Annotated in this window: 14 protein-coding genes; 5 read left to right on the top strand and 9 right to left on the bottom strand. The window is 66.5% G+C overall.

Features of this window, described 5'->3' with window-relative positions; genetic code table 11:
- Positions 1–3 precede the first annotated feature (3 nt).
- Positions 4–486 carry a UPF0262 family protein gene (locus ASE79_RS02590; RefSeq protein ID WP_056411460.1) on the bottom strand — a complete coding sequence of 161 codons (483 nt, stop codon included), beginning with the start codon at positions 484–486 and terminating at the stop codon, positions 4–6.
- A 99-nt stretch (positions 487–585) separates the two neighbouring features.
- Between ASE79_RS02590 and ASE79_RS02585 the strand changes: the two genes are divergently transcribed.
- Positions 586–2,076 carry a replicative DNA helicase gene (locus ASE79_RS02585; RefSeq protein ID WP_056411458.1) on the top strand — a complete coding sequence of 497 codons (1,491 nt, stop codon included), beginning with the start codon at positions 586–588 and terminating at the stop codon, positions 2,074–2,076.
- A gap of 167 nt (positions 2,077–2,243) precedes the next feature.
- On the opposite strand, the gene ASE79_RS02580 is transcribed toward ASE79_RS02585, so the two are convergent.
- The 7 genes from ASE79_RS02580 to ASE79_RS02550 form a co-directional block, all read right to left on the bottom strand.
- Positions 2,244–2,996, bottom strand: a complete 753-nt coding sequence (locus ASE79_RS02580) for a phosphoadenylyl-sulfate reductase (RefSeq protein WP_056411456.1) — start codon at positions 2,994–2,996, stop codon at positions 2,244–2,246.
- On the bottom strand, positions 2,989–3,429 hold the full coding sequence (locus ASE79_RS02575) for a DUF934 domain-containing protein (RefSeq protein WP_056411455.1): 441 nt from the start codon (positions 3,427–3,429) through the stop codon (positions 2,989–2,991). Before ASE79_RS02575 ends, ASE79_RS02580 begins: the two co-directional genes overlap by 8 nt.
- A complete protein-coding gene (locus ASE79_RS02570; RefSeq protein ID WP_056411452.1) occupies positions 3,422–5,053 on the bottom strand; it encodes a nitrite/sulfite reductase in 1,632 nt (543 codons plus the stop codon). Before ASE79_RS02570 ends, ASE79_RS02575 begins: the two co-directional genes overlap by 8 nt.
- A gap of 1 nt (position 5,054) precedes the next feature.
- Positions 5,055–5,351 carry a DUF2849 domain-containing protein gene (locus ASE79_RS02565; protein ID WP_056411450.1) on the bottom strand — a complete coding sequence of 99 codons (297 nt, stop codon included), beginning with the start codon at positions 5,349–5,351 and terminating at the stop codon, positions 5,055–5,057.
- Positions 5,348–6,136 carry a uroporphyrinogen-III C-methyltransferase gene (gene cobA / locus ASE79_RS02560; protein WP_056411448.1) on the bottom strand — a complete coding sequence of 263 codons (789 nt, stop codon included), beginning with the start codon at positions 6,134–6,136 and terminating at the stop codon, positions 5,348–5,350. The genes ASE79_RS02565 and cobA overlap by 4 nt, the downstream gene beginning before the upstream one ends.
- Positions 6,137–6,383: 247 nt before the next feature.
- On the bottom strand, positions 6,384–7,796 hold the full coding sequence (astD, locus tag ASE79_RS02555; RefSeq protein ID WP_056411446.1) for a succinylglutamate-semialdehyde dehydrogenase: 1,413 nt from the start codon (positions 7,794–7,796) through the stop codon (positions 6,384–6,386).
- A 35-nt stretch (positions 7,797–7,831) separates the two neighbouring features.
- A complete protein-coding gene (locus ASE79_RS02550) occupies positions 7,832–9,208 on the bottom strand; it encodes a protein adenylyltransferase SelO family protein (RefSeq protein WP_056411444.1) in 1,377 nt (458 codons plus the stop codon).
- 37 nt (positions 9,209–9,245) lie between these two features.
- On the opposite strand from ASE79_RS02550, the gene ASE79_RS02545 reads away from it, so the two are divergent.
- The 3 genes from ASE79_RS02545 (at position 9,246) to ASE79_RS02535 (ending at position 12,140) form a co-directional block, all read left to right on the top strand.
- A complete protein-coding gene (locus ASE79_RS02545; protein ID WP_056413253.1) occupies positions 9,246–10,127 on the top strand; it encodes an alpha/beta fold hydrolase in 882 nt (293 codons plus the stop codon).
- A gap of 44 nt (positions 10,128–10,171) precedes the next feature.
- On the top strand, positions 10,172–10,930 hold the full coding sequence (locus ASE79_RS02540) for an SDR family oxidoreductase (protein WP_056411442.1): 759 nt from the start codon (positions 10,172–10,174) through the stop codon (positions 10,928–10,930).
- Positions 10,931–11,030: 100 nt separating this feature from the next.
- Positions 11,031–12,140, top strand: coding sequence for a glycosidase (locus tag ASE79_RS02535; protein ID WP_056413250.1), 1,110 nt, complete (start codon positions 11,031–11,033; stop codon positions 12,138–12,140).
- Between the two features lie 63 nt (positions 12,141–12,203).
- Here the strand turns inward: ASE79_RS02535 and ASE79_RS02530 are convergent, their stop codons facing one another.
- Positions 12,204–12,560: a hypothetical protein gene (locus ASE79_RS02530; RefSeq protein ID WP_151991089.1), complete on the bottom strand. Its 357-nt coding sequence runs from the start codon at positions 12,558–12,560 to the stop codon at positions 12,204–12,206.
- A gap of 232 nt (positions 12,561–12,792) precedes the next feature.
- On the opposite strand from ASE79_RS02530, the gene ASE79_RS02525 reads away from it, so the two are divergent.
- Positions 12,793–13,929, top strand: coding sequence for a glycosyltransferase (locus ASE79_RS02525; RefSeq protein ID WP_056411438.1), 1,137 nt, complete (start codon positions 12,793–12,795; stop codon positions 13,927–13,929).
- Positions 13,930–13,967: the final 38 nt, after the last annotated feature.

The following is a 13,967-nucleotide window of genomic DNA, read 5'->3' as shown; positions in this document are numbered from 1 at the left end:
CTTCTAATTGCGGATGTGGAGGACGCAGATCAGCGTGAACAGCCGTCGCGCGGTGTCGAAATCGACTTCGATCTTGCCATCGAGGCGCTCCTTCAACAGCTCTGCGGCTTCGTTGTGGATGCCGCGACGCGCCATGTCCACCGTCTCGATCTGCGCCGGGGTCGATTGCCGGATCGCCTGGTAATAGCTGTCGCAGATCGCGAAATAATCGCGGATCGGCCGGCGAAACCGCCCGAGCGCGAGCACCAGAGTCTCGAGATGCGTGTCGTCCTCGCGATGGATATGGATGCCGAGGCGCCCTTCCTCCGACTGGAGCTTGATCTTGAAGGGACCGGCATAGCCATCGGGATAGGCGCGCTGCGGCGCGAAGTGATTGCCCTCGATCAGGTCGAAGATCGCGATCCGGCGCTCCTGTTCGACGTCGGGCGAGCGCCAGCCGAGACTGGTCTCGTCAAGCTCAACATCGATGATCCGCGGGTCGGCCATTCGGGTTCGATAGCGGGGCGCGTTCGGCCTGTCACTTATCCCCAGCATTCCGGCGCGAGCAGCTTGGACGAGGACCCGTCCATCGCGTAGGTGCGGGGGATGGCAACTCTCGCATTCCCCGTTCCCGCTGTGGCCGAGCCGCAGCAGCTTCCCCGCAACGTCGAGGCCGAGGCCGCAATGCTCGGCGCGATGATGATCGACAACCGGCTCGCCGACGATCTGGTCGACAAGCTCGAGCCCGGGCATTTCTTCGAACCCGTGCACGGGCGGATCTTCGCGGCGATCAAGACGCTGCGCGGCAACGACATGCTGGTGACGCCGGTGACGCTGCGGCCGATGTTCGACGCGGACGAGGGGATGCGCGAGCTTGGCGGGCCGGCGTATCTGGCGGGGCTGACGGGGAGCGGCGCGGGGCTGATCGGTGCGCGCCAGTTCGCGCAGCAGATCTATGACCTTGCGATGCTGCGCGCGCTCGTGTCGGTCGGGCGGACGCTCGTCGATCGGGCGATGGACACGTCGGAAGAGGTCAATCCGCGCGCGCAGATCGAGCTGGCCGAGGAGGAGCTCTTCAAGGTCGCAGCCGATGGCGGCTCGGAGAATTCGGTGAAGTCGTTCGCGCAGGCGACGACCGCGGCGGTGAAGATGGCCGAGCGTGCGCTGAACTCGGGCGGCAATCTGTCGGGCGTCACGACCGGCATCGATTCGATCAACGCGAAGATCGGCGGCATGCATCACAGCGATCTCATGATCCTCGCCGGCCGTCCGGGTATGGGCAAGACGTCGCTCGCCACCAATATCGCGTTCAACGCGGCGCGGCGCTGGATGCGCGACATGGCCGACGGGATCGCGCCCAAGGACTCGGTCGGCGCGAAGGTCGCATTCTTCTCGCTGGAGATGTCCGCGGATCAGCTGGCGACGCGTATTCTCGCCGAGCAGTCGCAGATTTCGTCCGAATCGCTCCGCATGGGCAAGATCAGCCGCACCGAGTTCGCGCAGCTCGCGGCGGCGGCGGCCGAGCTTGAGAACCTGCCGCTGTTCATCGACGATACCGGCGGTCTGTCGATCGGTGCGCTGCACACGCGCGTCCGCCGGTTGCAGCGTCGCCATAACAACGAGATCGGGCTGGTGGTGGTCGACTATCTCCAGCTGCTGTCGGGGTCGGGCAAGAGCAAGGATGGCAACCGTGTCCAGGAAATCTCGGAGATTTCGCGTGGGTTGAAGACGCTGGCGAAGGATCTGAACGTGCCGGTGCTGGCGTTGTCGCAGCTGTCGCGTGCGGTGGAATCGCGCGAGGACAAGACGCCGATGCTGTCGGATCTTCGCGAATCGGGGTCGATCGAGCAGGACGCCGACATGGTCTGGTTCGTGTACCGCGAAGATTATTACGTCGCGTCGAAGGAGCCCAAGCGCCCGGCCGAAGGCGACAGCGCGAAGATCTTCGAGGATCACGCGTCATGGGCGGCGGAGATGGAGCGCGTGTATGGCCTGGCCGAGCTGATCATCGCGAAGCAGCGTCACGGTGCGACCGGCAAGGTGCGGATGAAGTTCGATCCGACGATCACGAAGTTCTCGGATCTCGCCGAGTATTGAGGCTCTTATGTCCCTCTCCCCGTCGGGGAGAGGGAAGGGGCCCGCGGCCTCTTGGCCGTGGGAAGGGAGAGGGGTGTGGGGCTCGGGACGTCGCCTCCCAACGCCCCTCACCCTTCCGTCGCCTACGGCTCCTCCCTCCCTCTCCCCGGAGGGGAGAGGGACCGGAGTCAGATCATCGGGTCGTAATCGGTGGGGGCGTGGATGCCGCATTCGACCTTGTCGAAGCTGCGCCACCGGCCTGCGCGCGGATCTTCGCCAGGCGCCACCTTCGTCGTGCACGGCGCGCAGCCGATCGAGAGATAGCCCTGCGCCTCGAGCGGATGCCGGGGGAGCTGATGCTCGGCGAAATAGGCGTCGAGCTTGGCCTTGTCCCAATCCGCCAGCGGGTTGATCTTCAGCCGGCCCTCATCCTCCTCGAACCGCGGCAACGCGGTGCGCGTCCCCGACTGGAAGCCCTTGCGCCCCGAGATCCACGAATCGAACGGCGCCAGTGCGCGGCGCAGTGGCTCGACCTTGCGCAGGTCGCAGCAGCCGTCGGGATCGTAGGACCAACGAAGCCCGGTCTTGTCCTTGATCGCGAGCAACCGCGGATCGGGCCGGAATACGCGTAGGTCCGTGAAACCGAGCTTCTCCGCCAGCTCGTCGCGGTATGCCAGCGTCTCGCCGAACATCTTCTGCGTGTTGGTGAAGACCACCGGCACGTCGACATCGACCTGTGCGACCATGTGCAGCAGCACCGCCGATTCGGCGCCGAACGACGACACCGCCGCGATCCGCCCGCGCAACTCGCCCGCGAGCAGTTCGCGCAGCATGTCCTGCGCGGACACGCCCTCGAACCGCGTCTGCATCGCCTGCGCGTCCCCGCGCGTGAACGCAGGCGTGACGTCGATCATGTCGAGTATGCGGGCGGGTTCACCCATGGCGCAGCTTCCACACCGGCGCCGCGCCGTCCGCTGCCTTCTGGTACGGCGTGTCATAGCGTTCGAGGCTCGCGCGCAGCACGTCGATGTCGATCGGCGCTTGCGGCGCGAAGCTGTCGAACCCGCAGCGGCGCATCAGCGGGATCTGATCGACGAGTACGTCGCCCTGCGCGCGGAGTTCACCGGTATAGCCCGCCTCGCGCAGGATCCGCGCGGAAGAGTAGCCGCGCCCGTCGCGATAGCCGGGAAAGCTCACCTCGATCAGCGCGAGCTGGTCGATCTGCGGCAACAGCGCGCGCGCATCGTCGCCCGCTTCGAGCCGCACCGCGGCCGCGTTGCTCTGGCCGATGAACGAATCGAGCGTCACCGCAGGCTCGTCATGCGGCTCGTCGTCGCGGAAGCGCAGCAGCGTCTGGTCCGGATACTCAACCATAGATCGCCTCCTTGAACGTCTCGAAGCCGACGCGGCGGTAGGTGTCGAGGAACCGCTCGCCGGGGTCGCGCACCTGCAGATAGCGGTCGGTGACGCGTTCGATCGCGTCGACCACGCCGTCCTCGGAGAAGCCGGGGCCAGTGATCTTGGCGAGGCTCACATCCTCCGCGCCCGATCCGCCTAGCGAGAGCTGGTAATTCTCGGTGCCCTTCTTGTCGACGCCGAGGATGCCGATGTGCCCGGCATGGTGATGCCCGCAGGCGTTGATGCAGCCGCTGATCTTGAGCTTCAGCTCGCCCAGATCGCGCTGGCGATCGAGACTGCCGAAGCGGGTCGCGATCTTCTGCGCGAGCGGGATCGAGCGCGCATTGGCGAGGCTGCAATAATCGAGACCGGGGCAGGCGATGATGTCGCTGATCAGATCGAGATTGGCCTCGGCGAGACCCGCCTCGCTGAGCGTCGACCACACCGCGTGCAGATCGGCCATCCGGACATGCGGCAGGACGATGTTCTGCGCATGCGTGACGCGCAGCTCGTCGAAGCTGTAGCGCGTGCCGAGATCGGCCATCACGTCGATCTGGTCCGCCGACGCGTCGCCGGGGATGCCGCCGACGGGCTTCAGGCTGATGTTGACGATCGCATAGCCGGGCTGCTTGTGCGCCTTCACGTTCTGGTCGAGCCAGACCGCGAAGTCGGGATCGCTGCGGTCGATCTCGGTGGATGCGTTTTCCTCGAATGCGGGCGCGCCGAAATGGCTCGTGATCCGCTCAAGCTCGGCGCGCGGCGGATCGAGGCCGAGGCCCTTCACTGCGGCGAATTCCTCCTCGACCTGGCGACGATATTCGTCCGGGCCGATCTCGTGCAGCAGGATCTTGATCCGCGCCTTGTAGATGTTGTCGCGGCGACCGTAGCGATTGTAGACGCGCAGGCACGCCTCGAGATAGCTCATCAGGTCGTCGGCGGGGACGAAATCGCGGATCTCGTGGCTGATCATCGGCGTGCGGCCCATGCCGCCGCCGACATAGATCTTCGCGCCGAGTTCACCATCACGGACGTGCAGCCCGATGCCGATGTCGTGCAGCCGCATCGCCGCGCGATCCTCATCCGCCGCGATCACGCAGATCTTGAATTTCCGCGGGAGGTAGGTGAATTCGGGGTGGAACGTCGACCACTGGCGGATCAGTTCGGCCCAGGGGCGCGGATCCGCGACCTCGTCCGCGGCGGCGCCGGCGAACTGGTCAGAGCTGATGTTGCGGATGCAGTTGCCCGACGTCTGGATGGCATGCATCTCGACGGTCGACAACTCCTGGAGGATGTCCGGGGTCTGGTCGAGCTGGATCCAGTTGAACTGGATGTTCTGTCGAGTCGTGAAATGGCCGTAACCGCGATCATATTTGCGTGCGATGTGGCCGAGCATCCGCATCTGCCGGCCGTCGAGCGTGCCGTACGGCACCGCGACGCGCAGCATGTACGCGTGCAGCTGGAGATACAGGCCGTTCATCAGCCGCAACGGCTTGAACTGGTCCTCGGTCAGCTCGCCCGAGAGGCGGCGGCGGACCTGATCGCGGAATTCGTCGACGCGCTGGTCGACGATGGCCTGGTCGTATTCGTCATATTTGTACATGTCAGATCACCCAGCTGCCGGCATCGGGGTCGGCGGGTTTGAGAGTCAAATCGGGTCGCATCGTCGGGCCAAGCGCGCGGATGCGGTCTTTGATATGGGCGGGGCGGGGGCCGTCGTCGGTCTGCGTCGCCTCGATCAGATAGGGGACGTTGACGCGGCGCGCGCCTTCCTCCGCCTGCAGGATCGATTCGCCCGCGACGCCGACGTCGACCGCATCCTCGATATGGCGCGACCAGCCTTCGCCGGTCCACCAGATCACGTCGCCGGTGGGAAGGTCGTTTCCGGTCAACAGCTTCATGCGGCGGCCTCTGCAATGCGTGCCCAGCGGGCGAGTTTGTCTTGCGCGTCGGACAGTTCGACGACTTCGCCGACGACGATGATCGCGGGGCTCTTCACGGCTTCGCGAGTCACCATCGCGCCGAGATCGGCCAGCAACGTGCGGATCGCGCGCGACCCTTGCAACGTGCCGCGTTCGAGCACCGCGACGGGCATGTCGGGCGCCACGCCGTCGGCCATCAGCTTGTCGGCAATGTCGGTCGCGGTCGCGATGCCCATGTAGATCACGAGCGTCCGACCCTGGCCGGCAAGCCCGGCCCAGTTCTGCTCGTCAAGACCTTTGCACTGGCCCGCAACGAAGCTGACCGCGCTCGAATGATCGCGGTGGGTGAGCGGCAGCATCGCCTCGGCGGCACAACCGAGCGCAGCCGAGACGCCGGGGATGACCTCGACGGGCAGCCCCGCGGCGCGCACGGCTTCGACTTCCTCGCCGCCGCGGCCGAACACGAACGGATCGCCGCCCTTTAGCCGGATCACGATCGCGCCGGTCTTCACATGCGCGATGATCAGTGCGTTGATCGCCTCCTGCGGCAGCGTGTGGCGCGCGCGCTGCTTGGCGACCGAGATGCGCTGTGCCCCCGGCGGTGCGATATCGAGCACGCGCGGGTCGATCAGGCCGTCATGCACGACGACGTCCGCAGTCTTGAGCGCCTCGACCGCGCGGACGGTGAGCAGGCCGGGATCGCCCGGGCCCGCCCCGACGAGGATGACGCGCCCGCGGGCGGTAGGGTCTAGGAGACTTGCCATGGCATGGGAGATGGGCGGCAACGCGCTGCGCTGCAACCGAATGATGCTTTGGCGGGGGGTAGGAGAGCTTTTGCCGACCGGATCGATCGGCATGTCCGGAGCAACGGGCCTAACGATCCTCCCCCGCCAGGGGGAGGTGGCGTGAAGCGACGGAGGGGGCGGACACGGAGCAGAGGTCATCGCTTACCTCCCCCTCCGTCTGGCAAGAGCCAGCCACCTCCCCCTGGCGGGGGAGGATCGGCGGCGGTCACCCGTCCGCCAGGCCGATGCCGATGCTGGCGCGTGCGCTTTCGGATTCGCTGCTGACGACCGGATAGGCGCAATAGTCCGCTGCGTAATAGGCGCTTGGCCGGTGGTTGCCCGACCAGCCGATGCCGCCGAACGGCGCGCCCGAGGAGGCGCCGTTTGTCGGCTTGTTCCAGTTGACGATGCCCGCGCGGATATTGGCCCAGAACCGGTCGTAGAGCGCGGGCGTCTGGCTGATCAGCGAGGCGGACAGGCCGTAGCGCGTGGCGTTGGCCTCGGCGATCGCGGCGTCGAAATCGTCGACGCGGACGACCTGCAGGATCGGCCCGAACAGTTCGACATCGGGCCGGTCGGCGACGTCGGTGACGTCGATCAGCGCGGGCTTGAGGAACGGCAGGGTCTCGACCGGGCGTTCGAGGTGGCGGATCGCGCGGCCGCCGCGCATCAGCAGCGCGAGAAAGCTCTCGGTCAGCTGGTCGGCAGCGTCATTGTCGATCACCGGGCCCATGAACGGCGCCGGGTTGGCGTGCGGTTCGCCGACGATGATCCGGCCGACCATCTTGTCGAGAGTCGCGATGAGCGGCTCGTACAGCTTGGTATCGACGATCAGCCGGCGGGCGGCGGTGCAGCGCTGGCCTGCGGTGGTGAACGCCGACTGGATGATCAGGATCGCCGCGGTGTGGAGGTCGGGCGTGTCCCACACGACGATCGGGTTGTTGCCGCCCATCTCCAGCGCGAGGATCTTCTCGGGCTTGTCCGCGAACGCGCGGTTGAGCGCGAGGCCGGTATGCGCCGAGCCGGTGAACAGCAGGCCGTCGATATCGGGGTGCGCGGCGAGCGCCTTGCCTTCGCTCGGGCCGCCGATGACGAGCCGGATGCACTCTGCCGGCACGCCCGCGGCGCGGAAGCATTCGACGAGGAATGCGCCGACCGCGGGGGTCTTTTCCGATGGCTTGAAGACGACCGCGTTGCCGGCGATCAGTGCTGGCACGATGTGGCCGTTGGGCAGATGCGCGGGGAAGTTGTACGGCCCGAGAACGGCCAGCACGCCGTGCGGCTTGTGGCGAACGGCGATGCGCGAGCCCATCGTCGCCTCTAACCGTCGCTGCGCGGTGCGATCGGCATAGGCGCTGACCGAGATGTCGACCTTGGCGATGACGGTCTCGACTTCGCCGCGGGCTTCCCAGATCGGCTTGCCCGTCTCGCGCGCGATCAGATCGGTAAACGCATCGTTGCGCTGGCGGACGATGTTGGCGAAGCGCCGCATCGTCTCGATCCGGAAGGCGAGCGGCTTGGACGCCCAGCTCGACCATCCGGCCCGCGCGCAGGCGACTTCGGCGTCGACGTCGCCGATCGGATGGCGCCAGAGAATCGCGCCGGTGGCCGGTTCGTAGGAGATGATCTCGTCGGACATGCGCTGCTCTTGCCTCAAATCGGACGTGATTCCAATTATTCGGCGAGCGCCTCGCCCATCGCGCGGATTGCAGCGACTTTCGCGTTCAGCAGCGTCCAGTCGTCATGCTCGGCGATCGGGGCCCAGATCGCCTCGACCTCGTCGATCAGCATGCTGCACGGTTCGCCCGACCAATAGGCGTGCGATCGATCCTTGCGCGGTTCATAGGACGCGAGTGCAGCGCGGACGTCGGCCCAGGGTTCTCCATAGGTCTCGGGCAAGTCGCCGCCGAACGCGTCGAAGAAGAAGCGGTCGATGCCGACGCCCGAGGTACGGAGCGCGCGTTCCGTAGCTTGCACCAAGTCGCCGTCGGTGTCGGGATCGCGCGGGCGGACGCCGAGCCTCCAGAGGATCGCCTGCGTGACCTCGGGTTGATAGCGCGGGCCGAACTGGTCGAGCGCGGCCATCAAGGGCTCGCTCTCGGCGATCTGGCGGAGCGCGATCGCGAGCTGCATTACGTCCCAGTGGATCGCCTCGGGCTGGCGGCCGAACGCGTAGAGGCCCTGATGATCGAAATAGGCAGCGGTGAAGGCGGGATCCCAGGTCGGGGCGAAGCGCCACGGGCCGTAATCGAAGCTCTCGCCGGTGACGTTGATATTATCCGAATTGAGCACGCCGTGGACGAAGCCCGCCGCCATGTAGCGCGCCGCGAGACGCGCGGTGCGGCCGACCACGAGGTCGAGCAGGCGGACGGGATCGTCGCTGTCCTCGTCGTACAGGTTGCGCAGCGTGTAGCCGACGAGCGTGCGCAGGCCTGCCTCGTCGCGCTCATAGGCGAGGCGCTGGAAACTGCCGATGCGGACATGGCTGTGATTGAGGCGGACGAGCACCGCGGAGCGCGTCGGGCTGGGCTCGTCGCCGCGCTGCAGCTCTTCGCCGGTCTCGATCAGCGACAGCGTGCGCGAGGTCGGCACGTTGAGCGCTTCGAGCATCTCGGTCGCGAGGATCTCGCGCACGCCGCCCTTCAGCGTCAGGCGGCCATCGCCGAACCGGCTCCACGGCGTCTGCCCCGATCCCTTGGTACCCAGATCCATCAACCGGTCGCGATCGTCGCGCATCTGCGCAAAGGTGAAGCCGCGACCGTCGCCGATCTCGGGATTGTACTGACGGAACTGGTGGCCGTGATAGCGCAGCGCGAGCGGCTGCGGGAGCGTGCGAGGCAGCGGCACGAACCGGCCGAAATGACTGGTCCACGCATCGTCGCCCAGCGCTTCGAGCCCGATCTGCCGGGCGGCGCGATCGTTGCGGAAGCGGAGCCGCGTCTCGGGAAAGTCGGCGGGGACGACCGGATCGAAGAACCCCTCTCCCAGCGTCAGAAGGCGAGTCTCCGGGCGATAGCGAGCGGAGCGGAAGGCTTGCGGGTCGATGGGCATGCGGCGATATGGTGGCCGCTACCCGAAGGACGCAACCATGGCCGCTTACGAAAACCTCTATTGGTGGTCCAACGACGGGCTGAGATTGCACGCGCGCGACTATCCGGGCGGCGAGCAAGGCCAGACGCCGATCCTCTGCATGGCCGGGCTGACGCGGAACGCGCGCGATTTCGATGCGATCGCGGCAAGGCTGGCGGGGCGGTGGCGGCTGATCGCGGTCGATTTCCGCGGCCGCGGCGAGAGCGCCTATGCGAAGGACCCGATGTCCTATGTCCCGCTGACCTATGTCCAGGACGTCGAGGCGCTGCTGACCGAGCAGGGGGTGGATCGCTATGTCGCGTTCGGCACGTCGCTCGGCGGGATCGTCGCGATGCTGATGGCGGGGCCATCGCGCGGGCGGATGGTGGCAGCGTTGCTCAACGATGTCGGGCCGGAGGTCGATGCGCAGGGCCTGTCGCGGATCCGCGGCTATGTCGGCAAGGCGAGCGTCTTCCCGACCTGGATGCACGCCGCACGCTGCGTCGCGGAGAATAACGGCGACGTCTATCCCGACTGGGGCATCGAAGAGTGGCTGGCGATGGCCAAGCGGCTGTACCGGCTCAACAGTTCGGGGCGGATCGTGCTCGATTACGACCTGAAGATCGCCGAGCCGTTCCGCGTGCCGGGCAACGAAGCGGGGCCGGACATGTGGCAGGCGCTCGCGTCGCTGCGGGACGTGCCCACGCTGATCGTGCGCGGCGGTCGATCCGACCTGTTGTCGGCGGCGACCGCGGAGCGGATGGTGGCATCGCTCGACCGCGCCGAACTGGTGACGGTGCCGGGCGTCGGCCATGCCCCGACGCTGACCGAGACGATCGTGCAGGCGCCGATCGACCGGCTGCTGGCGCGCGCGCTTGAGGGGGCGGCGATCCGCGCCTAAGCCCGCCGGATGCTGCGCACTGCGCCGATGCACCAGGAAATTTCATGACCGACCATGCCGATCTTCATACCAGCGCACGCCCCCTGAAGGGCCGCCGTGCGATCATCACCGGGGGGACGACCGGGATCGGCCGGGCGATCGCGGTGATGCTCGCTGGGCAGGGGGTCAGCGTCTATATCTGCGGCCACGACGCGGGCCATCTGGAGGACGCGCTGACGCAGATCCGGGCGGTCGGCACGGGTGACGGCATGGTCACCGAACTGGCTGACCCCGACAAGGTGCGCGCGTTCTTCGATGCGGGCGAGGCCTATCTCGGCGGGTTCGACATCACCGTGATCAACGCGGCGGTGGCCGCGGGTGGTCTGACGCAGATGGACGAGGACGCGCTGCGCTATGCGATCGCGGTCAATTTCACCGCCTATCTGCTGAGCGCGCACCACGCCGCGCACCGGATGACGCCGATCGGCGACATGGTCCTGATCGGCTCGCTCAGCGCGCATATCCTCGGGCCGAGCTCGACCGTCTATGCCGGCATCAAGTCGGGCATCGCCGGCTTCTCGGAGGCGCTGCGGCGCGAACTGGGGCCCAAGGGTATCCGCGTGTCGCTGGTCGAGCCGGGCAAGGTCGGCTCGAACATGCAATATCCCGACGTGCCCGACGACAAGCAGCGCGCGATGATCGCGGCGGAGCAGATGCTGCGCGGCGAGGATATCGCCGCGGGTGTCGAGTTCCTGCTGACGCAGCCGACACGGTCCGTGATCCAGCAGATCGTCATCGTCCCGCGGGCGCTCGAGGGGGAATAACGCAGCCAGGTTGGCGGTATGCCATCAGGCGCAAACCCTCCCGTCATCCTGACGAACGCTATGAATGGTCGCGTCGCCATTCATCACCAAGGAGAATCGCATGTTCGACCAGCTCGTCTTCACTCCCGCGGACATCGACCTGTCGCGCTCGCCGCTGGCGGGCAAGGTCGGCGCCGAGACCTATGTGCTCGGCGCGTTCAACCCGGGGATGACGCGGCTGGCGAACGGCAACCTGCTGCTGATGGTGCGCGTGGCCGAGGCGCTGCGCCAGCCGATCAAGGGCGGCAACGTCCATGCGATCCGCTGGCAGGATGGCGCCTATCTGCTTGATGCATGGCCGTTGCAGATGGTTGATACCAAGGATCCGCGTAAGTTTCTGATTCCCGGCGGGGGGTGGAAGGTGATGGCGTTGACGTCGCTGTCGTGGCTGTTGCCGGTTGAGCTGGACGCGGAAGGGCGATCGGTCGTTGCGGTGCATTACGACAAGGCGATCGCGCCGCGGACGTCGTATCAGTGCTATGGCGTCGAGGATGCGCGGATCTCGAAGGTCGGGGATCGGTATCTGATGACCACCTGCTCGGTCAGTCCGGAGCGGCATTCGACGACGCTGTACACCTCCGCCGATGCGCTCGACTGGCAGCTCGAGGGGATCGTGCTCGATCACCAGAACAAGGACATGCTGATCTTCGAGGGGCTGATCGGCGGGCAATATTGGGCGCAGACGCGGCCGCTCGGCGACCTGTACTTCGCCTATCCGCCGGGCAGCGAGTGGCGGGCGGGACCGTCGATCAACCTGTCGCGCTCGCCCGATGCGCTGCACTGGAAGCCGCACGACAAGCCCGGCATCCGGCCACACGCCGCCACCGTCTCGACCGCGCGGATGGGGGGCGGTGCGCCGCCGATCCTGACCGATCGCGGCTGGTTGACGCTGTGGCACGGCGTCGAGCCGTCGGGCGTTGTCGGCATCTATCGCACCTACTGGTCGATCCTCGACAGGGACGATCCGTCGATCACCGTCGCGACCGAGCACAAGGCGCTGCTCGAGCCGAACCCTGCGCTGACCGAGCCGCTCAAGGACAGCCTGTATCTCGACAATGTCGTGTTCACGACCGGCATCGCGGATGCGGGCGACTTCTATGTCGTGGCGAGCGGCGAGGCGGACCTCGCCTGCCGGATCACGCATATCGACAAGGCCGTGTTCGCGGGCTGAGCGGAGACGCATAGAGGGACCAAGCGGGGGGACACGGGGCGCGTGTCCTCCCGGCAGGTCGGATCAGCAGCGTCCGAACGACTTCGACACGACGACATGGCCGGCGACCGAGACGGACACCTTGACGCCGGTCGGAATGCCCCAGGTCGTGCAGATGTCGATACACGCCTTCGCGGCGGTGCCGTCGGGGAAGATGGACGGGATCGGGAAGCAGAACGACCCGAAGCCCAGCGGCAGGTTGAGGCAGATACGGTGATTCTTGACCGTGACGCTGATGCAGCCGCCGGCGAACATCATCGCACCGCCGCCCGAAACATCGGTCGTCGGGCTCAACCCCGTCAGATTGGCCTCTTTCGCATGCTCCGATGCGGCATCCAGAACGCTCTGGATCTGTTTTTGATCGAAATCATAAGTTGTCATGATGATCATCCTCTCTGTACCGGTGTTCCGGTAAGGAGGTATAAAGAACGCTATAGTATCCAGCGCAAATCTAAGCTTGTCCGTCTTGCTATGCGATCGATCGATATCTGTGGGAGAAAGGTCTGAATCGGCGGTGCTATTCAGATACGTGGTGCGCGGCGGGTGCGCTTCATGCCCTGCCGGGGGCGGCAGATCCCTTGAAAATGCGCTGAAAAATCGGCATCGCTCGGACATGGCCGCACCCGTCAACATCCTGCATCTCCACTCCTCGTTCAGCCTGGGCGGCAAGGAGGCGCGGGCGGTCGCCTTGATGAATGCGTTCGGCGACCGGGCGAAGCACACGATCGTCTCCGGCGTGCCCGATGCGCTGGATGCACGCGATTCGATCGCCAAGGGCATCCGCTACGAGATCGCGCAGAACCCGCCGCCGCTGACCGGCAAGCCCTCGGTCAAGCGCTACGAGGCGATCGCGCAATATATGCGGCGGTTCGACCTGGTGCTGACCTATAATTGGGGCGCGATCGACGGGGCGATGGCGCGCCGCGCGTTCAGCAAGGGCGCGCCGCCGCTCGTCCATCATGAAGACGGGTTCAACGCGGACGAGGCGGGCGGGCTCAAGATCGAGCGCAACATCTATCGGCGGCTCGCGCTGGGCGCCGCGCATGCGCTGGCAGTGCCGTCCGAGGCGCTCGAGGCGATCGCGCTCAACACCTGGAAGCAGCCGCGCGCGCGCGTCCACCGGATCGTCAACGGGATCGGCACCGCCTATTACGCGCAGAAGCCCGAGCCCAAGGCGATCCCCGGCTTCGTGCCGAACGCCAAGGAGGTCGTGATCGGTGCGCTGGCAGGCCTGCGCGAGGTCAAGGACCTCACCGCACTGGTCCGCGCGGTCGGTGGCGTGTCGGGGCGGGTACGGCTGGTGATCGTCGGCGAGGGGCCCGAGCGTGCCAACATCGTGCAGGCAGCGGCGGCGATGGGGATGGCGGACAAGCTGGTGCTGCCCGGATTCCTCGATCGGCCCTACCGCTATATCGGCCATTTCGACATGCTGGCGGTGTCGTCGCGCAGCGAGCAGTTCCCGATCTCGGTGGTCGAGGCGATGGCCGCGGGCCTGCCGATCGCGAGCTATCCCGTCGGCGACATCAAGCGGATGGTCTCGCCCGAGAATCTGCCGTTCGTAACCGACATCGCCAACGAGGTGCGGCTGCGTGACGCGTTGCAGGCGCTGGTCGCGGATCCGACGCTCCGCGCCTCGGTCGGGCTTGCAAACCAGGCCAAGGCACGCGCAGAATTCGACGAGGCAATGATGATCGCGCGCTATCGCAGCCTGTACGAGAGTGCACTGGGACGAGCCGGTGCGCTAACCTAGGTCTTAATTTGCTCGCGCGCTGCGTCCTTGCGATATAG

The sequence above is a fragment of the Sphingomonas sp. Leaf28 genome (assembly GCF_001421685.1).
Taxonomy (GTDB): domain Bacteria; phylum Pseudomonadota; class Alphaproteobacteria; order Sphingomonadales; family Sphingomonadaceae; genus Sphingomonas; species Sphingomonas aurantiaca.
This window is presented reverse-complemented; position numbering and strand designations above follow the sequence as displayed.

What these genes read in the sequence shown, in the direction of transcription:
- ASE79_RS02530 (WP_151991089.1), bottom strand. Translation starts at nt 12,560, where the DNA reads ATGACAACTTATGATTTCGATCAAAAACAGATCCAGAGCGTTCTGGAT.
- ASE79_RS02540 (WP_056411442.1), top strand. Translation starts at nt 10,172, where the DNA reads ATGACCGACCATGCCGATCTTCATACCAGCGCACGCCCCCTGAAGGGC.
- ASE79_RS02575 (WP_056411455.1), bottom strand. Translation starts at nt 3,429, where the DNA reads ATGGTTGAGTATCCGGACCAGACGCTGCTGCGCTTCCGCGACGACGAG.
- ASE79_RS02590 (WP_056411460.1), bottom strand. Translation starts at nt 486, where the DNA reads ATGGCCGACCCGCGGATCATCGATGTTGAGCTTGACGAGACCAGTCTC.
- ASE79_RS02535 (WP_056413250.1), top strand. Translation starts at nt 11,031, where the DNA reads ATGTTCGACCAGCTCGTCTTCACTCCCGCGGACATCGACCTGTCGCGC.
- ASE79_RS02570 (WP_056411452.1), bottom strand. Translation starts at nt 5,053, where the DNA reads ATGTACAAATATGACGAATACGACCAGGCCATCGTCGACCAGCGCGTC.
- ASE79_RS02550 (WP_056411444.1), bottom strand. Translation starts at nt 9,208, where the DNA reads ATGCCCATCGACCCGCAAGCCTTCCGCTCCGCTCGCTATCGCCCGGAG.
- ASE79_RS02585 (WP_056411458.1), top strand. Translation starts at nt 586, where the DNA reads ATGGCAACTCTCGCATTCCCCGTTCCCGCTGTGGCCGAGCCGCAGCAG.
- astD (WP_056411446.1), bottom strand. Translation starts at nt 7,796, where the DNA reads ATGTCCGACGAGATCATCTCCTACGAACCGGCCACCGGCGCGATTCTC.
- ASE79_RS02545 (WP_056413253.1), top strand. Translation starts at nt 9,246, where the DNA reads ATGGCCGCTTACGAAAACCTCTATTGGTGGTCCAACGACGGGCTGAGA.
- cobA (WP_056411448.1), bottom strand. Translation starts at nt 6,136, where the DNA reads ATGGCAAGTCTCCTAGACCCTACCGCCCGCGGGCGCGTCATCCTCGTC.
- ASE79_RS02580 (WP_056411456.1), bottom strand. Translation starts at nt 2,996, where the DNA reads ATGGGTGAACCCGCCCGCATACTCGACATGATCGACGTCACGCCTGCG.
- ASE79_RS02565 (WP_056411450.1), bottom strand. Translation starts at nt 5,351, where the DNA reads ATGAAGCTGTTGACCGGAAACGACCTTCCCACCGGCGACGTGATCTGG.
- ASE79_RS02525 (WP_056411438.1), top strand. Translation starts at nt 12,793, where the DNA reads ATGGCCGCACCCGTCAACATCCTGCATCTCCACTCCTCGTTCAGCCTG.